The organism is Koromonas humicola (assembly GCF_059726255.1).
Genome location: NZ_AP040873.1, coordinates 2,145,964 through 2,166,813 on the forward strand (window position 1 = coordinate 2,145,964; position 20,850 = coordinate 2,166,813).

Below are 20,850 nucleotides of genomic sequence, written 5' to 3' on the forward strand. Positions count from 1 at the left end.
GCCGAGCATCAGGAGCACGTGCGCTTGCGACACGGAATGCGTGAGTTGTCTCGGGACATGTTCGCCCCCGGGGCATCTCAGTACTCTCTCCATAGTAGCCAACCAGCTTGTTTTATACGTCAGTTGCTGCAGGAGAGTAGCCAGAGGTTAACAACAAGTCAACAGCAAAAGAGCCTTAGTCCTTTGCGCCACAGTACTATCCAGAGCCACTGCAACACGCAATGACTCTGAATGAATCGATAGAATCGTGGACTCACGACAACCTCTAGAACTGGGCGAACTAGGCGGCCTTTGTCACTCTTCGCGGGATGAGGCGAGCGCCAGGCGCTCCGCGATGATCTTGTAGACTGACGCGTTGAACGCCAAGCCTATATGCGTCCCCGGTACTTGGAAATCGCAGTCACAATCTCCTGTCCGGCAGTAACGCGAGTCTACGACTCCATCGTCAAGCGTGTAGATAGCGGTTTCCATAACAGACTGCGGGACGTTCCGACGCAGCGAGTCCAGGAAATTGCAAGTGCAGCGCGCGGTATAGCAATGAGGCAAAACATTGCTTCCGTGCTGCTTGATAATGTGATCTCGGACGACCTGAGCAGCCCGCAGAATTGTGCGATGGGCGATTGTGCCGCGGAACGGAGATGCCAGCGTGATAACGGAAGCGATGTCATCTGGACGTTGGCTTGCGATGGAGCGAGCGATGATTCCACCGAGGCTATGACCTATAAGGTGGATCTTACGCCCGGTAGCTTTGACCGCTTTGCTCACAGTCTCGTTTAGACGGTATTGGATGAGTAGGTTCGGGCATTCGGCATTGAGCGCTATGCCGGAGAAGTATGGCTCGTACCCGATATTCGAGATCCAGAAACGTAGCTCAGCAAGATAGTGGTCGCTACCCAGGAACCCTGGGAGAATCACGACACCGGAACCATCACCGTGTGGTATGCCAAGTCCGTAGTAGACGGGAGATGCATGGAGAAGGAATAGTTCAACAGCAAATAGAGCTTCCTTCCAAATTGAGAGGTCGGCCTCGGCTTCTTCCTCGAGCACTTTTACAAGCGGAGTATGCATAGTTAAATGGCCACCGCCCGGAAGCTTCGCTAGGACTTCATCGAAGCTGTTGCAGATCGGGGACTCGTTGACCAAAAACTTTGATGCGTGGAGGTGGCAACGCGGGAGGAAAATTCGCTGGGATTTGCACCTCCAGACTAACTAGGCGCAAAACTCCGGTACACCGGTAAGGAACCCCGGTATACCGGAGCGGGAGGAGCTACTCGGCGTGCGCCTAGAACGGAAGCTACGCCTTGGCGGCTTTGGCGCGAGTTTTCACTCGAGGACGGCGCGCAACGGCACGACGCTTGGGCGCTACTGCCTCGCGTGTTTCCTTGACTGTTTCCGCAGCATGAGCGCGGGTCTTCATCATCGAATCAACCAGAGCCTTCTCCGCATCCACGAAACTTTTGACGCTCTCTCCAGCGATGTCGGCAACCGGCATCAATCGGATCGGCATCCGGAGATCGAGGGCACGGGTAGCGGCCTGCAGGTTGACGTTCACCTGCTGGCCAGCAAGGTCGAGCAGCTTCTTCTGAGCGTCGATGAAGGAATCAGCGGCTTCCCTCGCTAGCTTCGTTAGATCTTCACGCTCAGACTTCTTGATGTATTCCTTCTTTTCGTTATCGATCGTCTCCTCGGAAATAACGTCGAGGAATTCTTTCTGCGCAGCGATGAACTGATCCATCGCGTCGCTCGCAAGTCCGATCAGACCATTGGTATCTTTCCCTTTGGAATCCTCGGGCCGCAACATAGCCTGAGTGCGTTTGCTGGCAAGCACCAGGAAGTTCTGCTGCATTTCGATGAAGGTTCCGATGCTACGGCGAACCACATTGGTGACCTTGATCGCACCACTGTAGTCGCCTACGCGCTCGCCGACACCGTTCATGACGATTTCATTCTCCTGCTGCGCCATGTCGAGCAGGATGCGTTGCGCTTCGATGTAGTTGGCGGTTCCTTCCACTGCCAACTCGGTAAGGATCTTGGTGGGAGTATCTTTGCCGTTCGCCTCAGACTGAGAAATCCCCTGCCGAATGGATTTCATAGCATGTGTGTTCTGGCGCATTGCAAGATCAACCAAGATCCGCTGCGTGGCGAAGAAGCTCTCAATTCCCTGCTGCACCCACCCAGACAGCAGAGACACAAAGGAAGAGGGCCGCTCATGTACCGCCGAGGGGCCATTCGCATCCTTACGCATACCAACCTCCTTTTGCTGCACTGCAGCATCGGCATGATGGTAGTATTTGTCTGTTTAGGTGTCAATACGTACCGCAACTTTATTGCAGCGCAACAAGGAGTAAATTCTTGGAACCAGGTAAGGTCGTAATCAAGAAATACGGAAACCGAAGACTCTACGACACTTCTACGAGCCGCTACATCAATCTCGACGAGATTGCAGCGCTGGTTCGAAATGGAACAGACGTAAAAGTTGTGGATGTGAAAACGGGCGAGGACCTTACACGGGTTACTTTGACGCAGATTATCACCGAAACAGCTAAGGACCATCCAACAGGGCTTCCGCTGGAACTACTGAAGCAATTGATTATTGCCTCGGATCATGTGGGCCAGGAATTCATCATGTGGTACCTGAAATCAGCGTTTGACACTTACCACAGGCTACAATCGGCAATTCAGGGTGGACTTACAGACATGCAAACAGCCGCTATGTCTCCGCTGTCAATGATGCGGAAGTTTGTACAGAGCAGGGCTCAGCAAGCTCCTGAAATTCCGAAGGAAGCGGAAATTGAGCAGCTGAGAACCCGTGTAGCAGAACTTGAAGAGAGTCTTAAGAAGAGAGATATTTCCGCAAAGCGAACAAGGCTGGATCCTGATTAGCGCCGGCCGGAGTGGCTGGCCTTGTACAACCTCTCGGCGATCACCTTGTAGACGCTCTGGTTGAAGGCCAATCCCGCATGTGTGCCACCCACTTCTACATCGACATCGCTGTCGCCTGTCCGACAGCGCCGCCAGTCGAGCACTCCATCATTGCGAGTGAATATTGCCGTCATGTCGACCGCAGGTGGAACTCCGCGCCGAATTGATCTCATAAACTCACACTTGCAACGCTCGGTGTAGCACTCGGATGGAACCTTATCTCCATGCTGGCTCTGAATGAAGCGGCGGACCACTTCCGTCTCACGCAGTATGCTTGGATGAACTACTGCCCCTGAATATGGCGAGCCCAATGTTATGAGTGAAGCAACTGAGTCAGATTTCTGCGCTGCAAGGGAACGCGCGATCACGCCTCCGAGACTGTGTCCAATGACGTGAACCCTCTTCCCTGTTTCAGCGCGCGCTTGGTCGACTAGTGGAATCAGTTGGTGATTTATAAGCAGGTTGGGACATTCCGCGTTGAGATCGATACCGGAGTAGTACGGGCTGTATTCGATTCGCTTCAACCACGCATACATCAGAACTAGATATGCATCGCTGTGCATGAATCCTGGGATCATGATTACTGCGGATCCGTCACCATGAGGCACACCTACGCCCCAGTAGACCGGAGTGGCATGAAGCATCAGGAGATCTACTCCGAACAGCGACTCATGCCACTTCGTTATCCACTCGCTCGGATCATCGTGAAGTTTCGTGGCGATCATCCCATACCCCGAGAAGCTAGTCAGTCACCTGCGGCCCTTACCATCGCGATAGGTTCAGAAGCAAATTGCTCGTCGGCAGCAGGTGTTGAGGTAACGAGTTCTATGGCATGCATCGGCATCTCGACCGCAGCAGGCTCGCCAGCACTCTCTTTGGCCGGAACGATTTCAACTGGAGATTTCTCCGCCTGCACAAGCGACTTCTTCTTGCCGCGCACTCGTCGTGCAGGTGTAGCCTTCGGACTCGCGGCGACAACCTTCTTCCGAGTCACTGCTTTTCTGGGCTTGGTGATATGCACTCCGACGGCATCGCGCAGTTCATTGAAGCACTCCTGGAATAGTTTTGCGAGCACTCCAATGTCGGGAATACACTGCGAATCTCCTGTGAACCCAACAAAGAGAGATCCGTCGTAGCTCAGCACTGCACAGTTCATGCCCATCTCGCCGCCTCGAGGCACACACGGGTAGCTTGCAACCATCTTATGCCCCAAGAGATACAGCGGAACCCTCGGCCCAGGGACATTAGTGCATATGGCATTGCAGACACTTATCGGCAGTTGGCTGAGGATGTTTCCTGTGATCGACTGCAGCGCTGTAGGAAGTGCACTCAGCAGCATCGCAATAAGGCCCACAAGTTCGGCCCCATGCGCCGTCTTTGCAAAGTTCACTCTTTTCTGAATGACGGATACAAACTCACGCGCATTCCGATAGCTCCAAGGAATATCGACCGGAAGGAAAGTGATTTGGTTCCCGACCATTTCATTATCATTCTCATCGCGGACGTTGACAGGGATTACGAGCCGCAGGTTGCGTCCCTTCACCTTGATGTCATGGAACTCAGCATATCGGCGAAGCGCCATGCTCAAGGTCGTGAGGACAACATCGTTGACCGTAGCTTCGCAAGCTTGCTTCACCGCTACGATCTCATCCATCGAGAGCTTCGCCCAATCAAAGTTTTGTGGGCCGTGACTAAGCTTGTTAAAGGGTAGCTTCTGTGTCGGCTCTGCCAATTCCGAGAGAAGCCTCGCCACATCTCCTAGTGGGGCAATTCGTGCAAGCGGGCTGACGGATTCCTGCGCGGAGGCTTCTTTCGGACTAGTACTCTTCGCAGTCGAACTGGGAAGAGCCGCCTTTTCCGCCATGCGCAACAATTCGGAGTGAACAGTGAGAAATGCCTGCGCGGTGGAAAAGCAGGAGTTGATTAGCGTGTCGAGAATTGCAAGCGGCTCATGCTGCGTGGTCGCAGCCGGAACCTCGAGCTTCGTCCGATGTACTGTAGGCGGCACTGGGCTCGGATCGAGCAGCACTTTCAGCATGGCAACTCCGGCGACGCCGTCCACTAGAGCATGATGTACCTTCAGCACCACGCCAGTGTGTTCCGACTTCAGACCATGAACCAACGTGAGTTCCCATAGAGGGTGATTGCGGTCGAGGTGCTTGCTTAATATGTCCGAGACTAGTGCCTTCCATTCAGTCTCGGTGCCATGGTTCAGAGTGACTTCATGAACATGCCTGCGCAGGTCGAAGCTCTGATCGTACTGCCAGGTTGGCGTCCCCACGATGAGCGATGGCATGGCAACACGCATCAGAAATCGTGGAATGAGCGGGAGCTTCGACTCAATGAATCTCGTGCACAGATCGAAAGAGATATCGCCTTCGAACTCCGCAATCGATGCGACATTGAGAGGCGCCCCAGGCTGCTCCAAATACAAGAAGAACGCATCCATGAAGGAGAGGGGCTGATTTGGATGTGTATCTAACATGTTTCTTCGTTCCTCCATTAGGGACGATTGCGCCCGTACCTTTCATGAGAGGTGACCCAATCACCATGGAGAATGGCTGAGACGAGAGACGTCTCACCAGCAAGGACCACGGCGGCGCAGATTTCCGCGAACTTGTGTACCTTTCCCTTACCGTAGCAGCCAAGCATCTCAAGGCATTCCCTCTGGGTGGCAAGTCCCGTGCCACCGCCGTAAGTGGCGACGATGAGAGATGGCAGAGTGATGGACCAGTAGAAATCACCGTTCTCCAGCACTCTCGTGTAGGTCATCGCAGAGTGAGATTCTGCCACGTTGGCAGCATCCTGGCCTGTAGCAATGAACAACGCAGCTAGCGCATTCGCAGAGTGGGCACCATTGTTCGACGAACCTGCAAGCACCGCTCCGGCCATTTGAATGTCACGAGCGCCTGCCAAGTCCGCGGCGGTGATGTGCATGGTTTGCTCCAAGAACTCTCCCCGCAGAATTGCCTCCGCGACCACACGCTTGCCTCGGCCCAGAATAAAGTTCATGAAAGAGTGCTTTTTATCTGTATCGATGTTTCCTGTCAGGAAGTACTTAGGATGAAGCGCATAGTTAGCCTTGATCCACTCGCAGGCGGCATAGGTGGCCTTGCTCGCCATGTTCTGGCCTGCCGCATCCCCACAACTGTAGTTGAACCTCATATAGCGCAGCGGACCAACCGCAAACTGATCGATGCTGCGAAGCTTCCCAACATGCGTTGTGGATTCTGCAACCTGCTTGATCGCCGGGAAGTTCTCGTCAACCCACTGGCCGAACTCGCGTGCGCGCAGAGCATCAGCGAATGCAAACACAGGCGCGCGCTGCATAGAATCCTCAACTACGGTGGTCTTAACCCCGCCGCACTCTGTGAGTAAACGCATGCCGCGGTTATAACTTGAGATCAGAGTACCTTCTGTGGTTGCGAGAGGAACGTAAAACTCTCCCTGCGCATGCTCGCCATTTATGAGCAGTGGACCGGCGATGCCAATAGGAACTTGCGCGACCCCGGTGAAATTTTCGACGTTCCCAGGAAGGATTGACGGTTCGAATGAGTACTTGGAGACGTGTGAAAGGTGCGCCCCGGTATGTTCCTCGATGAACTGTCTTCGAGTACTTGCGATTTCGTGAGTGTAGTCGTTCTCGGCGTCCCGAGGGATGCGTATGCGTTCAGCTTTGATTGCGCTCTTCATTAACGATCTCCCGCGCTCAGAATTCTTTGCAGGCATGAATCACTTACCACGTGCTTGTAAAAGTCGACTACGTAGTTCAAACATCTCAGTGCTTGATACCGCAGGGCGTGTCGGAGAGGCGGCAAACGAAAGGTACGAGCCCGGGCATCGCGTTATGTGAACAGGCGCATTCATCCGCACAGTTCCGACCTGAGCCGGACAGACGTTGCCAATCACCTGAAGTATGTAACTGCTAGCCCCATTTTCGCCCGCCTGAATAGAGAGCTCCGCACAGGCCTACACATGCGCTGGGAATGTTACACCCTTTCAGCTCTCGGTAAAGTAGATTTTTGCTGCTGACCGAAAACAAAGCCTAGACGATCAGTAACCTCCTGAGTTATCGTCCCCTGATCAAGGAGGCCCTTCGTTTTATGCTGAACTTGCGAGAGGTTGAAGAAGCCAAGGCTTTGATGACCGAGGCAGCGCGCTGGTCCGTAATGAGATGGTTAGGAGAGAAGAAACGCGTGCGCAAAGCCGCCGATGATGCAAACCATGCGCTGGACTTGCTCGATCAGAAAGTAAAAGCAAGTTGGAACAGTGAGTTGAAGGCTGCTTACGATGAGTTAGCGCCGGCAGAAAAGTCCAAGGCAAAAGCGAATGGGAAAGCAACTTCCGAGCTTAGATCACTGGCTGCAAAGATCAAACAGGCCGATGACGAAGCGTACAAAGCTCACATGGATGCGGAGGATACTTTTGACGTAGCGGAGCGACGCCTAAGTACCAGTATGGCGCGCGAAGGAACCCACAAAGCCATCCTCTCCTGGGACTTGCGCGAAAAGGCGATTATGCTCTCGCAGTCAGCAGTGGAAGGTAAGGTGGGCAAGTAGGTTAAGGGGCAGTGGGTTGACTCCTGACTCTCGATACAGAGGAGGCAATCACGGCGCCAATCCGATTGATTGCCTCTGCGCTCTGTGGCACATCATACCCGAATGCCTGAAAGTCATGATTCATGTCCTGCCACGTTTCCAGTTCTACATCCGCGCCCTGCTCTTTAGCTCTGGTAACAAATAATTGAATGCTGGGGAACAAAATCTCTGCGCCGCCGGCCTGTATATAGATCGGAGGTAATCCCCGCAGGTCAGCATTCAACGGCGACACCATCGGATTGCACCGTTGCTCGGGCGTGCAGAACCATTCTGCCCAATGAATCGCCATTTCCTGAGTAATCCAGTCATAGGGAGAGCTCGCAGGAGCACCGATTCCCTTACCTTCGAAGTCGGTGGCCGGAGACAGACATACGGCCAAACTTGGCAGAGGCAACTTGGAGTCACGCAGCGATAGCAGAAGAGCCAGCGTGAGGTTTCCCCCGGCTGAATCACCAACCACCACTAGATCTCGTGAATCGTTCCCATTCTTTAGAAGCCAGTGATAACCGCTCCCCGCATCAATGAGCTGTGCTGGGAAGCGGTGCTCGGGCGTCAGTCGATAATCCAACGCGAACACTCTGGCCCCGGCCGAAACTGCGATCATCGCACTCAGGTTGCGATAGAAGCTCTTTGGATTGAACGCATAGCCGCCACCATGCAGGAACAAAATAGTCTTTGTCGATCTCAGGATCCTCGGCGTAATCCATGTCCCACTTGCCTGCGGGTCTGAAACACTCTCAAAGGTGACCTTGTCGAGAGCTCGAGAATTTACGGAAACCGAATCAAGATATATTCGAGCCTGAGCGATATCGGGCATTCTGAAGGCAATGACAAGTTGCCGCCGCATAATTTCGGTGCCGAGTTCGGCAGCAAAATTCCACCCCGGGGACAATGGGCCATGGAGCATGCGTCGCAGCGTCACCTCTGCACTGGCCCTGCCCAGGGTTGCGGCAGTCAATGCGCGATAATGTGCAGGGCCACTGAAATGTAACCTCATTCCTCTATCCAATCTGTGCTTTAGGAGCTACAGCATTTGATGCTATTCCGGTAAGTTGTTGCCTTATGGCCCTTTTGTTGACCTTACCAGTGGAGGTCCTAGGCAATGATTCCTTGAATACTACATGAACGGGTACTTTGAACTTTCCAAGGTAACGCGCGGCGTGCTCCTTGATCTCGTCTGACGTAACTTCGGCGCCCGCGCGCAATTGCACCACAGCACAGATCTCTTCTCCAAACTCCGTATCGGGCACGCCCACGACAGCGGTTTCAGAAACCGAGGGGTGCAGATACAGAGCCTCTTCGATTTCGCGTGGCGAAATATTCTCTCCGCCTTTGATGATCAGGTCCTTCTTGCGATCGGTGATGTAAAGATATCCGTCACGATCCAAGTAGCCAACATCCCCAGTATGGAACCAATCGTCGTGGAAGGCTTCGTTGCTAGCAAGTGCATCATCCCAGTACCCGGGAGTAATGCTGTCGCCCTTTACGCAGATCTCACCGATGGTCGGGGGCGGCAATGGGCGGCCCTTGTCATCGACAATCCGGACATCGAAACCGGGGCAAGGCCAACCAGAAGATCCGGTGCGATACGTTTCATGGTCGCCATAGCAAGATATAAATCCTGTCTCCGAAAGCCCATATCCCTGATCGACACGGCATCGGAATGCCTGTTGGAAGCTGAGTCTCAACGGCTCGGGCAGCGGCGCACCGCCAGTAATTATGCGATATAAGCTTGAGAAATCGTACTTCGGTCGCTCGGGGTGGTGCAGCATGTAGACCAGCATGGTAGGAACCATAAGGACGTATCCGACCCGCAACTCCTGGACGGCCTTGAAGACTGCAACAGGGTCGAACTGTCGCATCAACACCGAAGGCATTCCCCATCGGTTCGCAAGCTGCACCAGGAGCACACCGAAAATGTGATTCAAAGGAAGAACGTGCAGAATGGGATGACGCGGCAGGGACGGGTTCACTCGATGAACGGCCTCCATGGCAGCAGGGATATTTGCGTGCGTAATCACCACTCCCTTAGGAAGTGCCGTTGTACCGGAGGTATAGAGAATCATCGCGGCATCCGTCGCTTCTCTATCCACTGGAGTACAGAACGCCGGAGCAGAAGCCACGTCTCTCGAGATGTTCTCGAGTTCAGCAACGTTGGCGTCGCCGAAGCAAAGCAACTGCGGAGAAAGTTGGCATAGCTCGCAAGCATCGCGAACGCGCGCGGCGAGCTGCGGGATAGTAAGCACAGTGCCAGCTTTTGAATTCTTCAACGTGTACGCCAATTCAGCAACGGACCAGAGCGGATTCACTGGAACAATGATGGCTCCAACTGTCCAAACGGCCTGAAAGGAGGCCGTCAGTTCTGGCATATTCGGCATGAAGGTGAGAACACGATCTCCTGGCTTTACGTTTCTGTCGAGGAGAATGCTCGCGATCTGGCCCGCGTATTGCACCTCATTCGTATTTGTAAATGTTTGACGTTCGAAGTGGAGACGCGTGTAGTCACCATAGCGCTCCAAGTTTTGATACTCGAGGAGAGCGACATTCGCGTGTCCTATGACAGCACGAGGTTTCAACTGAGTCCCGGATTTCATCGTGTGCCTCCGAAAATGTAAGCAAGACGTCTGAGTCGGGGAGAATCAGCGGGGACAGGAGGGAGGAGAGCCCCACGCTCTTAGCATGGAATCTGTATCACCATTTCAGCATGTGCGGTTGGACAAATGGAGCAAAAACACTGTACGCGCACCAATCTGGAACAAGGTCTGCAAGCTGAAGTTAAACTTTCAAGCGTGAGGTACCGAATTCACGGGAACGCCAAGCAAGAACTTCACCGGAACGTGCGCGCCATCCATTTGCGCCGGCTGGAACGTCCATTTTGCTAGAGAGTCTAGCAATGGCTTATTTAGATTCGGATCGGGCGTCTGCATAATTTGCAGATCCTCAACTTTACCCTCTAGATTGACAATGCCAAACACCACGATGGTCGAGCCTGCTGCACGCCTCGCCAGTTCCGCTGAAAAGTGCGGTACAGATTTTGCAACCGCATAAGGGGGTGTGAGCAGCCCATGCTGAACATGCGCCATGTGTGCCGAACCTGGCAAACGCCGAGTGTAGAGCGCATATTGCAGCGTCCAACTGGATGTGGTTGCGCCCGTCCCTCTCATGTCGAGATAGACGGTGTACGATGCTTCGTCCCGAAACACTCCAAAGTCTTTGAATCCGCCACCTGTCGCGCCATTTGCAACGATTGTGATGCCGTAGGACGCAGGCGACTTCGGCTCCGAAGGGGACGATGATCGTCCATTCCTTCGCGACGAGCCGCCTTGAATCGTAATGCCCTGAAACGGACTGTTGCCGTTACCCGAGCCAGCGCCGCCACTGTTGATGGTAATCTGCAGTCCACCGCCTCCGTTGCCATTTCCAGATTTGCCGGAGCCGTCGCCGTGACCAGGCCCATTGCCGGATCCCGTACCAGCGCGAGTTCCCTTCCCATCTCCACTGGTTGCACCTGCACCTAAACCTCCAGTCCCATTACCGCCGTGTGATGATGTCGACACACCTCCGCTGCCAGTGCCGTAGCCATTGGCAATCCCGGGAGCGCCACCGATCTCGACGCCTCCGCCGGCCAACTTGCCGGCCCCAGGACGCGATGCTACGGGAGAAGGAGAGACAGTGAACGCACCGGATAGTTCCCCAGGTGGAAGTGCCACCGGCGGAGGTGCGTTGACGGGCACTGCATTCACAACGAGTGCGTTGTGTGCATCCGTCCCGGTCCTAGCAACCAGCGCAGGAGGACCGAGTTTCGGCAATTGTGTCGGACTGTTGTTGGCCAACGCATGCAGCGCATCCGCAGAGCTCGCGCTTGGTAATGGAAGCTTCGGAGCATCGACTCGCTGCGTTTCCTGTGCGACCATGATCGGCTGAGGTGCAACCTCCTCAACCGCACGAGTTGCTGCACTGTTGGCTGAAGGCTGAACGTCAGGGGTAGTTTTGACCTCCGGCTGCGGAGCAAGCACTGGCTTCGTCGGCGCGATCGCTACAAGCGAAGGCACAGGCAATGGGGCCGGAAGTTTCAACTTTCGTGCAAGATCAGGTTGCTGAATTGTCTGGATAATGTTGTCGGGGTGTGGAGGTGCCGAGATAATGACTTGAGGACCCTGATACACAATTCCAGCCGCCGCTTTGCGCGACCCAGCACCCGCAGATTTCGACGAGCTCTCTCCCGCGCCCCCAGAAGCGGGCGCCGCGGCAGCAGCGATCGGCTCGACTTCTGGAAGCAGCAACACTTCGTGCTGCTTCATGCGCTCCATAGAGGCAAAATGCACCTCCGAAGGCATCCAGTAATCCCAAGGAACCGTCAACGTGATTGCAGCAAACAGGCAGTGAAACAAAACGGAATAAAATAGTCCGCGAGCGGGCAACGGCGTTCGGCCAAGGTCAGTGCTAAACATCCTGGGAACCCGCATCCCGCCTCCACGATTTGACGTTCTGTTCGTGAGTTACAGATCACCACCCCATCGCTGCCTGGTAACGTGTGTAGTTCATCAAGCAAACTGATCAATGAAGCAGAGCCGCCTTCAGAATGCTGTATGACGCATCGGGATTGAGCACCATCTTGATACAAGGAGTACCCCCGAAATCGAGCCTGTCCGTTACGATCTCCCCAAGGATGTAGCTGCTGGAGCAAGCATTCCCTTGAAGCGTGAAGTCTGCGTCATTGTTGTTGTTATGAAAGTACACATTACCTGCCAACAGAGACATACCGCCGCCGCTCCAGTTCCCTTGGGCGGCAGTTCCGGTGATGGAGTGATCCAAGTAGAACAGCATGCCACGAGACTTTCCCGCTCCTGATGGATCGCCGTAGTCATAGGTGCTACCTTTTGTGCACGGGGCCAAGAGCAAGTTACCCGTTAGGCCTGTATAAGTGGCGCCCATATTGTCGAGTGCGTTTTTCAGCTTGCTGTTCAGGCTGGTGACACCTGGACAAAGCGCCGCAGTAACGTCGAACTTATCGACATTATGACTTCCTGGGACCTGACCACTATTGGAATCAATACAGATCAACCCTTTACACGATCCACCTGCCGGAGTGCCGGTGATGTAGAACATAGTCCCACCGCTTCCGTCCCCCGGCGCCGCGCTGGGTCGTATGACTGAATTAGCGTCGAAGATCAGGCTACTCTGAAGGTAATACACTCCAGGCGTAAACACCGCCGTGCCACTTTTCACGTGAAGTCCTCCGGGATAGAGTCCGGGGGTGAAGACTTTGCATCCTTTGTCATCGGGACAGTAATGCGTGCTATCGTGAAATAGCACGCCGCAGTTTCCTTGCTGAATCAGCAACGACGAGCAAACACCGTCTGGGTCCGTTGGAGCACCTGGAATCGGAGTCGGAGCGAGTATCTTTACAAAGGGATCCGACACGGGTGCTGCTTTCATCCACTGCCCTCCACCACGAGTTTGGAAGCCGCTCGGCTTCGACAGCGGCCCCCCTGCCACGCCGAAACTACTACCGTTGTAATTTGGTCCACCATAGATGAGGTCGATGGTGCCGCTGTAGTCGTTAGGTTTTCCAAACTGATTAGACACAGCATTCATAAGCGTTGAGTTTACTTCAACGCTCTGGGATGGACCTCCCACGATTTGAAGGCTGGAAGAACCGTTGCTGCTCATGGTCCCGTTATGATTAGGATCGAGAATAACAAGCGGGATGGGGGCTTTTGCTAGTTGGAGGCCACATCCGCTGACAGCGGGAACATCAATGGTACTGGGACCAACTAACGACAGGAAGTACACAGGGACACGCTCGACAATCTTTACTTGCAGGAAAGGCGCCGTCCCGGCGAGATCAAATCCGGCGTCGCCAGGCTCAGTAGCAGCACCCCAAGTCGAACCGCTGGACAGTAACGTGAGCGTCACGTTATTAGAGCCTCCGGCGCTTAGCCCCGGGCTCGAATAGCCATTTTTACTTGCATACCAGCAAGGCGATGGAACGTTGGTGCCCGTATTCGGCGAAGAGTCATTGCAGTTTATGACCGTGCCGCCTGTCGCTGTGGCGGACCACCAACTGCTCGTGAGCCCACCGTTTGCAACAGTGAGCATATCCATCGCTCCAGCCGTACAGGCCGCATCGGCAGCACTCTGAACATTCTGCCTGTGAAACCAGACATTTGCGAGGTCAACACAGATTCCGAGGGTGGCGAGAAGGAACAGTCCCAGTGCAAGCGCCACTATGATCAATGTCTGGCCACGCTCGGATCGCCGCGTCTTGATTCTGCCGATACGGCCCATTGTCTTGTACCTCCCTAATTGACTATGTATCCCTGCGCCGCGGCATGAACGGTGGGGGTTGACCAGGGTAAAGAGATATGTGGAATCAGTGGATAAGATATGCTTACAGAGACCCTTCCTGTGATTTGGTTCGATCCATCAAGATAACAGACCTGCACCGTCATGCCCGTTAGATCGTGCATTGACATACTCGCAAACTGCTGAACCCGCGCATAGACGTCGCCGCTATTTGTGTAACACGTGGAAGCCGAACCGAGCCCTGTGGTCGGACCAGAAGGCGAGCTATTCGAGGCGCCATGCACGATAGCGTAACGCACACCTTCTTTTGCAGAGTCGGCCATGATGTTGTAGGCGTACATCGTCAGGCAGAACTGAACGATGATGAACATCAGAAGTATTACGATCGTCACGCAGATAGCGAACTCAATGAGCGCTATTCCCTTGCTGAATCGCCTTCCTGCAAGCCGTTTTCGCATATGCCCCCTCTAATTCATTGAACGCATGACGACCTGACGATGGAAGTTGCATGTGCCCGGGCACGGGGTGACTAGATTGAACGCACTTCCGGGAATAAGCGGGGTGAAGCTATACCAGACATCGACCTGCTGCAGCAGGAACGACGGGGCTTCCTGATCCGCAATCGCATTTCCGCTGGAGCTGAAACTACCACCCGAACCTTTTACGCAAGGCGACACAGGATTTCCGCTCGCGTCAAGTACCGGTCCACTCGCCGAAGCATACGAAGGACTGCATACCTGTACGGTGCTAGAGGCCGAGGACGGAAGTTTGAAATCGGCAATTGCTGCATTGCTCACGTAGCAACTTGGGTTCCAAGTCGGACACGGATTCGCAACACCGCTGAGCGGCGCTACAGGCGGCAATGGGATCGTACCAGGCGTCGCCTCGCCGGTGATCGCATACTCCGTTGCACTTCTCGAGGCGGAGGAAAGGTTCAGCCCAACAAGAAAGTAATATCCGAAGTTGATCGCGTTGAGCAAGACGACGACCAAGAACGGGAGCACTAACACCGTTTCGATCAGGCTGTAACCCGTGCATGTCTTTCGACCGCGAATCTTCGGTACGGCATTCTCGGGCGCGGCGCCACTGCAATCACGCACGCACTGTTTGCAAAGCTGACGTAGCCTCATGCTCAAACCCTCAACTTGCCACCGGTGCCGCTGGGTGAACCGAATTCTATGAACTCTGCCCAGCAGAGTCAACGCAAAAAACCTGCAGATAGATACATATTCAGTTCACAAAAAGTAACCGGATGTGATACTGTTTGCATCCAATCCAGAGCTGGTCTGCTTCTTAGGATGCGCAATTCATTGCAGCCGATGCTTCGAAGAAGGAAATAACTGGGCGGCTGAGCTTTTCCGGGATAAGCAGGGGGTTGGTAATGCGACCGAGTGATGGAAGGTTTAGCCTTTGGCCCTTGGGGGTAATTCTTTTCGTATTACTTATAGCCGTAGTTTCCACCCAGCCAAGGGTACTCCTAAACAGTAAGGCACCAGATGACTTCGTTAGTTTTCATGCCCCAAAAGAACCCACGCCAGTACTAGCACGAGCATATTGGAACGTCGCGTCATCCGTTATTCAGTGGAAGTACAGCCGAACATCGGAATTGCCTCAGCAAGCTCCAGCCGAATTCAGGATTACAGCGGATGCGGGCACGCCCGAAAGCAGCGATGAGCGAATTACCCGCGCGGCTTACTGGTCGAAGCTTCGTGAAGAATGGGTAAAGCCAGAAAACTGGCACACTACGTATAAGTTTAGTATGACATGGGTGGTTCGTGACTTGGATGCGTTAGTTCGCGGCATGAAAGCTCTGGTTAACCAAACATAGGATTGCAGCAAGATTCTTTGCAATTGAGTTACAGTACGACGATTTGGGGTAGTTCAGAATCTAACAGCTATGAAGACCGAGACGAACGTGGACGAATGGAAAAGCGGTACTGACACACTTGCGATGTGCATGATCTGCGGAGGCGAGTACGCTGCCGATGCGGAGACCTGCCCCGATTGCAATGTGACCCTCTCGAAGGTCCGGCGCTGTCCATCCTGCAACCGTATTGTGTCTTTTCAGCATAAGAAATGCGTGTTCTGTCACACTCCGTTCGTCCGCGAGTCTCCGGAGAGATTGTCTTCATCGGAAATCATTCCTCAGATGCCCCAGCGCCGGAACGAGGCAGCGCGCAAGCTGCGCGCCGGGGGAGTAAGCCTGATTACCTTTGTCCTTGTCTTCGCATTAGGCACTCTATTTTTTGGCAAGATGAATCAGTCCCCCGCTTTGCCCCGGGTAGTTGGAAAATCGTACTCTCTGCGTCCTATTACGTTGCGTCATACTCCATCAGCAAACTCGTCTACAGTCGACACGATTGCCGAGGGAACTACACTGGACGTTTTGGGCTATCCCGATGGTGATAGCTCACACCGCTGGATGACGATCCAATGGAAGAATGCACAAGCATTCGCGCCCACCAATGAGGTTGCACCTCCGAAGGTCGTGGTTGCGGATGGTTCGGCCGTGTTGAAAGCCTATCTGCTAACTATGGAAAACACGGCGGTGCTCGACGAGGCCGAAAGGGCGGTCGAATACTACACTCGAACCTATCCCGGCGACATACATGGTGACGAACTCAGATGGGTGCTCGCTGAGCGGCTGCGCTACTTCGCACAACATGGCGGCTCTGAGTCTGCGACCCTGCGTCGTAGAGCCAGTCAGCAATACCAACTTTTGATGTCCTCAAACAGCGGCTTCGCAGACAAAGCGCGCGAGGCCATGAGCGAGACAAACAGCGGAACCTCCGTAGGCTTGGATCAGCCTGAGCGTCCCCGTACAAGAAAAGCTCAGTCCCTTGAAGTTGTCGGCTCGTCTGGCACGCAGACCTTAACTGGAAACTCGACGCCGAGAGAGGTGCTCGTCCTGAGCCAAGCTGATGTGATCGTAAAAGCTGGCAAACTAGGACAGCTTCGGACTGGGGCGATGATTGCAGGCCGCGTCGCACATCCCGTAAAGACGAACGGCATCACGGCAATTCCGGCAGGGGCACTGTGCCAGTTGAAAGTAATAGCAGCAGAAAACAACCTCGGACTAGATCTTACTGCGATTGCGATCGAGCACAAGAGCTATGCGGTGAAATCACATCCGGTTGAAGTCTCTAGCGGGGAGCGCTTGGCAGACCGATCCCTAACCTTCCATCTCGATGCTCCGCTCGTGATTGAACGGTAATCCGTACGACATCTACTACTTCGTGCTGCTTGCCGCAGCAGATGGGATCTCGTCTGGAGCAACCTTCTCAATTCTGAGATGATCGCCGAGCTGGGTTTGAGACGCGGCGATCGTTCCTGGAGGAAGCTCAATAACCCCGAGAGCTTTCCAGTAGATGCGCGACAGCCGGCGTGGAGGCATAGCCTCGCGCAGTCCTACGACTGTGTACTTCTTATCAACGAAGACCACATCGATCGAAAAAGCCATCCCAACAGTATGGATGGCCTGTGAAGGCACTATAAACAACCCGCATTCAGTATCTAATGATGAACGGCCTAGCAGACCGACCATTCGCCGCAAGCTTGTATCGGCGATCCCGATCTGCTGGCCAAGACAAGTTCCTCTACTCGTGTTATGAACACGAATCAACTGTTCAGGCTGCCCAAAGCGATCTCCCAAGGTGCTTACGATACCCGGTTCTTGCGACGCTGGATCAGGATGAAAAGCACGACGACGAAAAGTACACCAGAAACCACTCGAATAAGTGTGACATTATCCATGGATCTTTTCTCCCTTTTAAGTTAGTGCCCAAAGTTGTCGACGAAGCTTTTGCTGATCGCAAGAATTGCAGGAACCAGCAATACGATAAACATACTCGGAAAAATGAAAAACACCAGAGGAAACACGAGCTTCACCGTGGTCTTTGCCGCCATTTCCTCTGCCTGCTGCCGACGGCGGGTGCGGATGGCATCTGCAAAGTAACCAAGAGATTTCGAAAGTGGTGTGCCAAAGCGCTCGGTCTGAACAAGCATGTTGACGAACGAGCGGAACACCTCCAGTCCCGTTCGGTTCGCCATGTTTCGCCAGGCTTCAATGCGTGGTTTGCCGGCACGTTGCTCAAGGCGAATCAGCAGTAGTTCATCACTAAGATCTTTGTGGCTTAGCTTCAGTTCTTCGCCAATTCGGATCAACGCTTGATCCATGCCGAGGCCGGCTTCCATACAGATAACCAGCAGGTCCAGCGCGTCTGGCAATGCCAAGCGAATTCGTTCGCGCCGACGACTAACTGCGCCGGTAAGCCAGAAGTCAGGCCCAAAATATCCAATGGCGCCCAAGATGAGGAAATACAGGAAGGCGTTCTCGCCGCGCAACAAGAAGCCTGCGATAAGACCGCCCAGTACTGGTCCAAGTAACTTCACCGTGAAGTACAAATCGACATAGCCACGCTCACGATAGCCAGCCGCAGAAAGGCGGGTTGCAATCTCATCGTCGTTCGCCAACCCAATCATCTTACGTAGTGGCTTGATGAATTCAGTGAAACGAGAGACAACCGCAACACCCGACTTCGACGGTGCGGGAGTGGCCTCGACTTGCTGCGCTGCGATCGCGGTTAATCTCGCCGCGACCGGCGACTTATCGTTCAACAGCAGCAGCAAAAGGGCTAGGCTCAGAACGAAGGTCAAAACAACGGCAATAATCATTCCGATCATGATCTACACCTTGATATCGACGATCTTGCGAATGAGATAAACACCGATAGACATGAGCCCAAGTCCAAGCCAGATCGCCTTGCGGCCAACTGGATCTTCAAGAAGGATGTGGGCGTAGCCGGGATTCATGAGGTTCATTAGTAAAAAGACGATGAATGGCAACAGCCCTAAGATCCAGCCTGTTAACCTTCCCTGAGCAGTGTAGATTCGTAGTTGACCCAGAAGACGAGCGCGCTCGCGGATCACTGCACCGGCCTTGTCGAGGACCTCGGCTAGATTGCCGCCAGTTTCCTTCTGCACCAACATCGCGGTGACAAGGAACTGCAGATCCGGGACTGGAACTCGCTCTGCAAGATGCAGCAGCGCTTCGCGGATTGGCAACCCGAAGTTCTGCTCTTCATACACTCGGCGAAACTCCATGCCGACCGGGTCGGGAATCTCGCGAGCGACCATCTCAATCGCCGCGGTGACGGCATGCCCAGCTCGAAGAGCACGAGCCATGAGATCAATTGCGTCGGGCAAGATGGAGGCGAACTTGTTCAATCTTGCCGACCGCTTTACTCGCAAAGAAATGTACGGAGCATTTGCCGCGACCAGACCCAGAACAATGCCAATCGCGGTACTGTGAAACCATGTACCCGCGATTACTCCGCCCAGAACTAGGCAGACAAGAGCCCCAAACACTACACGGCCAACCGTCCAGCTTGAGTTCGCCTGCTTGATGAGGACATCAATATCAGCCGCGATCTTGATTCGCTGCAGTATGGTATTAACGATCGGGAGGTCACTGTAAACCTCCCGCTTCAAGATGTCAGGCCCCAGGCCCTGATCGGCGGTCAGTCCCTCGCTATCGAGTCCGGCGAGACGTTTCCCTAGCTCGTTCTCTTTCTTGCTCGGGCTCGTAATAATGAAAACGACGGCAAAGGTCAGCACCAAGAGCAATACAAACAGTAGGATCAGCATCGTGAACCCTTTCCAGGCAGCGCTACACTTCGACTGACATGTCGAAGAGACTCGGCGATATGGGAATTCCGGATGCCACAATCTTTTCCGCAAACCTTGGTGTGACGCCCGTCGAATAAAACCTTCCTAATACACGACCGTTGATTCCCACCCCACGCTTCTCATAGCGGTAGATGTCCTGCATGCTGACCACATCCTGATCCATTCCCGTGATCTCAGTAAGATGAGTCACTCTCCTTGTGCCGTCGCTCATACGTGACACCTGCACGATAACGTCAACCGCTGAGGCAATCTGTTGACGAACGGCCTTCTCAGGCAGATTCAGGTTAGCCATCAACGCCATGGTCTCCATACGAGCAATGGCGTCGCGCGGACTGTTTGCGTGGATTGTCGTTAGTGATCCGTCATGGCCAGTATTCATGGCCTGCAACATATCTAAAGCTTCCTCGCCGCGGACTTCGCCGACGATGATGCGGTCTGGGCGCATACGGAGAGAGTTAATGACAAGTTCGCGCTGGTGCACGGCACCCCTGCCTTCAACGTTCGGCGGGCGGCACTCAAGCCGGACCACGTGCTCCTGCTTCACCTGGAGTTCGGCGGAATCTTCAATCGTGACAATCCGCTCCTTCTCCGATATGAAGCGCGAAAGCACGTTAAGCAGAGTAGTTTTGCCAGAACCTGTTCCGCCCGAGATAACGACGTTCAGCCTCGATGCGACCGCACCTTGAAGGACATCTCGCATCTGCGGTGTCAAAGTGTGGTTTGCCAGCAGGTCCTCAATCTCCAGAGGAATGGTGCCAAAACGGCGTATCGACAGAATCGGACCATCTACGGCCAGCGGCGGAATGATGACGTTGACGCGCGAGCCGTCTGGCAGGCGGGCATCGACCATCGGTTGCGACTCGTCGACGCGTCGTCCAACTCCAGAAACGATCTTGTCGATAATGTGCATCAAGTGCAGATTATCTTTGAATGCAACGTTCGTCGGTTCCAGCAATCCACCGCGTTCCACGTATACGCTTGCGTATGTGTTTACCAGGATGTCGCTGATGGTCGGATCCTGTAGCAACGGTTCCAAAGGACCAAGACCAAACACCTCGTCCAGAACCTCGCGTGACAGTCGCTCGCGCTCCGATGCACTCAGCGGCGTATTTGAGTGCGCCACCAGGTCTTGAATAACCGCAAGTATCTGGCTGCGCGCGTGGTTGTCGTCGAGGTAATTCAGCTTCTCGAGATCGACACGGCTGAGGAGGTCGCGATGGATCGCGGACTTCATTTCTTGATACGCTTTGGGCTTCAGGTCCCTTCGGGTTCCCTGGTCATACTCCAGAACACTGTTTCTAGTGGTGTCGCCGAAAGTTGCCATTTTGCCTTC

The 20,850-nt window shown here is 54.1% G+C and carries 18 protein-coding genes; 3 read left to right on the forward strand and 15 right to left on the reverse strand.

The window, feature by feature from the left end:
• Window positions 1-294: 294 nt before the first annotated feature.
• Window positions 295-1,068 carry a lipase family alpha/beta hydrolase gene (locus tag AC6IZD_RS09325; protein WP_497787419.1) on the reverse strand — a complete coding sequence of 258 codons (774 nt, stop codon included), beginning with the start codon at window positions 1,066-1,068 and terminating at the stop codon, window positions 295-297.
• Between the two features lie 226 nt (window positions 1,069-1,294).
• Window positions 1,295-2,245 carry a hypothetical protein gene (locus tag AC6IZD_RS09330; RefSeq protein WP_497787420.1) on the reverse strand — a complete coding sequence of 317 codons (951 nt, stop codon included), beginning with the start codon at window positions 2,243-2,245 and terminating at the stop codon, window positions 1,295-1,297.
• 107 nt (window positions 2,246-2,352) lie between these two features.
• Between AC6IZD_RS09330 and AC6IZD_RS09335 the strand changes: the two genes are divergently transcribed.
• Entirely contained in the window at window positions 2,353-2,883 is a 531-nt protein-coding gene (locus AC6IZD_RS09335) for a polyhydroxyalkanoate synthesis regulator DNA-binding domain-containing protein (protein WP_497787421.1), read from the forward strand.
• Here AC6IZD_RS09335 and AC6IZD_RS09340 read toward each other — a convergent pair.
• From AC6IZD_RS09340 to AC6IZD_RS09350, 3 genes are read right to left on the reverse strand one after another with little or no spacing between them, the layout of a single operon-like run.
• The gene (locus tag AC6IZD_RS09340) at window positions 2,880-3,647 is read right to left on the reverse strand and encodes an esterase/lipase family protein (RefSeq protein ID WP_497787422.1); all 768 of its coding nucleotides are present in this window, start codon (window positions 3,645-3,647) and stop codon (window positions 2,880-2,882) included. The genes AC6IZD_RS09335 and AC6IZD_RS09340 overlap by 4 nt on opposite strands.
• 20 nt (window positions 3,648-3,667) lie before the next feature.
• Entirely contained in the window at window positions 3,668-5,407 is a 1,740-nt protein-coding gene (locus AC6IZD_RS09345) for a wax ester/triacylglycerol synthase domain-containing protein (RefSeq protein ID WP_497787423.1), read from the reverse strand.
• Window positions 5,408-5,424: 17 nt separating this feature from the next.
• Entirely contained in the window at window positions 5,425-6,615 is a 1,191-nt protein-coding gene (locus AC6IZD_RS09350; RefSeq protein WP_497787424.1) for a hydroxymethylglutaryl-CoA reductase, read from the reverse strand.
• A 410-nt stretch (window positions 6,616-7,025) separates the two neighbouring features.
• On the opposite strand from AC6IZD_RS09350, the gene AC6IZD_RS09355 reads away from it, so the two are divergent.
• The gene (locus tag AC6IZD_RS09355; RefSeq protein ID WP_497787425.1) at window positions 7,026-7,481 is read left to right on the forward strand and encodes a hypothetical protein; all 456 of its coding nucleotides are present in this window, start codon (window positions 7,026-7,028) and stop codon (window positions 7,479-7,481) included.
• 1 nt (window position 7,482) lies between these two features.
• On the opposite strand, the gene AC6IZD_RS09360 is transcribed toward AC6IZD_RS09355, so the two are convergent.
• The 6 genes from AC6IZD_RS09360 to AC6IZD_RS09385 form a co-directional block, all read right to left on the reverse strand.
• A complete protein-coding gene (locus AC6IZD_RS09360) occupies window positions 7,483-8,517 on the reverse strand; it encodes an alpha/beta hydrolase (RefSeq protein WP_497787426.1) in 1,035 nt (344 codons plus the stop codon).
• A gap of 4 nt (window positions 8,518-8,521) precedes the next feature.
• Window positions 8,522-10,114, reverse strand: a complete 1,593-nt coding sequence (locus tag AC6IZD_RS09365) for a class I adenylate-forming enzyme family protein (protein ID WP_497787427.1) — start codon at window positions 10,112-10,114, stop codon at window positions 8,522-8,524.
• A 189-nt stretch (window positions 10,115-10,303) separates the two neighbouring features.
• Window positions 10,304-11,971: an energy transducer TonB gene (locus AC6IZD_RS09370; protein WP_497787428.1), complete on the reverse strand. Its 1,668-nt coding sequence runs from the start codon at window positions 11,969-11,971 to the stop codon at window positions 10,304-10,306.
• A gap of 106 nt (window positions 11,972-12,077) precedes the next feature.
• Window positions 12,078-13,811, reverse strand: coding sequence for a pilus assembly protein TadG-related protein (locus AC6IZD_RS09375; RefSeq protein WP_497787429.1), 1,734 nt, complete (start codon window positions 13,809-13,811; stop codon window positions 12,078-12,080).
• 14 nt (window positions 13,812-13,825) lie between these two features.
• On the reverse strand, window positions 13,826-14,287 hold the full coding sequence (locus AC6IZD_RS09380; protein ID WP_497787430.1) for a TadE/TadG family type IV pilus assembly protein: 462 nt from the start codon (window positions 14,285-14,287) through the stop codon (window positions 13,826-13,828).
• Window positions 14,288-14,296: 9 nt separating this feature from the next.
• Window positions 14,297-14,959 carry a TadE/TadG family type IV pilus assembly protein gene (locus AC6IZD_RS09385; RefSeq protein WP_497787431.1) on the reverse strand — a complete coding sequence of 221 codons (663 nt, stop codon included), beginning with the start codon at window positions 14,957-14,959 and terminating at the stop codon, window positions 14,297-14,299.
• A 767-nt stretch (window positions 14,960-15,726) separates the two neighbouring features.
• Between AC6IZD_RS09385 and AC6IZD_RS09390 the strand changes: the two genes are divergently transcribed.
• Window positions 15,727-17,043, forward strand: coding sequence for a zinc ribbon domain-containing protein (locus AC6IZD_RS09390; protein ID WP_497787432.1), 1,317 nt, complete (start codon window positions 15,727-15,729; stop codon window positions 17,041-17,043).
• Window positions 17,044-17,058: 15 nt separating this feature from the next.
• On the opposite strand, the gene AC6IZD_RS09395 is transcribed toward AC6IZD_RS09390, so the two are convergent.
• From AC6IZD_RS09395 to AC6IZD_RS09410, 4 genes are all read right to left on the reverse strand, one after another.
• Window positions 17,059-17,481: a DUF192 domain-containing protein gene (locus tag AC6IZD_RS09395; protein ID WP_497787433.1), complete on the reverse strand. Its 423-nt coding sequence runs from the start codon at window positions 17,479-17,481 to the stop codon at window positions 17,059-17,061.
• A 122-nt stretch (window positions 17,482-17,603) separates the two neighbouring features.
• Window positions 17,604-18,512, reverse strand: coding sequence for a type II secretion system F family protein (locus AC6IZD_RS09400; protein ID WP_497787434.1), 909 nt, complete (start codon window positions 18,510-18,512; stop codon window positions 17,604-17,606).
• 3 nt (window positions 18,513-18,515) lie between these two features.
• Complete coding sequence (locus tag AC6IZD_RS09405) at window positions 18,516-19,475, reverse strand: type II secretion system F family protein (RefSeq protein WP_497787435.1); 960 nt, start codon at window positions 19,473-19,475, stop codon at window positions 18,516-18,518.
• 22 nt (window positions 19,476-19,497) lie between these two features.
• Window positions 19,498-20,841: a TadA family conjugal transfer-associated ATPase gene (locus AC6IZD_RS09410; RefSeq protein WP_497787436.1), complete on the reverse strand. Its 1,344-nt coding sequence runs from the start codon at window positions 20,839-20,841 to the stop codon at window positions 19,498-19,500.
• Between the last annotated feature and the right edge of the window lie 9 nt (window positions 20,842-20,850).

Coding starts and splice junctions, on each gene's coding strand:
- AC6IZD_RS09325 (WP_497787419.1), bottom strand. CDS start 1,068: ATGCATACTCCGCTTGTAAAAGTGCTCGAGGAAGAAGCCGAGGCCGAC.
- AC6IZD_RS09330 (WP_497787420.1), bottom strand. CDS start 2,245: ATGCGTAAGGATGCGAATGGCCCCTCGGCGGTACATGAGCGGCCCTCT.
- AC6IZD_RS09340 (WP_497787422.1), bottom strand. CDS start 3,647: ATGATCGCCACGAAACTTCACGATGATCCGAGCGAGTGGATAACGAAG.
- AC6IZD_RS09345 (WP_497787423.1), bottom strand. CDS start 5,407: ATGTTAGATACACATCCAAATCAGCCCCTCTCCTTCATGGATGCGTTC.
- AC6IZD_RS09350 (WP_497787424.1), bottom strand. CDS start 6,615: ATGAAGAGCGCAATCAAAGCTGAACGCATACGCATCCCTCGGGACGCC.
- AC6IZD_RS09355 (WP_497787425.1), top strand. CDS start 7,026: ATGCTGAACTTGCGAGAGGTTGAAGAAGCCAAGGCTTTGATGACCGAG.
- AC6IZD_RS09360 (WP_497787426.1), bottom strand. CDS start 8,517: ATGAGGTTACATTTCAGTGGCCCTGCACATTATCGCGCATTGACTGCC.
- AC6IZD_RS09365 (WP_497787427.1), bottom strand. CDS start 10,114: ATGAAATCCGGGACTCAGTTGAAACCTCGTGCTGTCATAGGACACGCG.
- AC6IZD_RS09370 (WP_497787428.1), bottom strand. CDS start 11,971: ATGTTTAGCACTGACCTTGGCCGAACGCCGTTGCCCGCTCGCGGACTA.
- AC6IZD_RS09375 (WP_497787429.1), bottom strand. CDS start 13,811: ATGGGCCGTATCGGCAGAATCAAGACGCGGCGATCCGAGCGTGGCCAG.
- AC6IZD_RS09380 (WP_497787430.1), bottom strand. CDS start 14,287: ATGCGAAAACGGCTTGCAGGAAGGCGATTCAGCAAGGGAATAGCGCTC.
- AC6IZD_RS09385 (WP_497787431.1), bottom strand. CDS start 14,959: ATGAGGCTACGTCAGCTTTGCAAACAGTGCGTGCGTGATTGCAGTGGC.
- AC6IZD_RS09390 (WP_497787432.1), top strand. CDS start 15,727: ATGAAGACCGAGACGAACGTGGACGAATGGAAAAGCGGTACTGACACA.
- AC6IZD_RS09400 (WP_497787434.1), bottom strand. CDS start 18,512: ATGATCGGAATGATTATTGCCGTTGTTTTGACCTTCGTTCTGAGCCTA.
- AC6IZD_RS09405 (WP_497787435.1), bottom strand. CDS start 19,475: ATGCTGATCCTACTGTTTGTATTGCTCTTGGTGCTGACCTTTGCCGTC.
- AC6IZD_RS09410 (WP_497787436.1), bottom strand. CDS start 20,841: ATGGCAACTTTCGGCGACACCACTAGAAACAGTGTTCTGGAGTATGAC.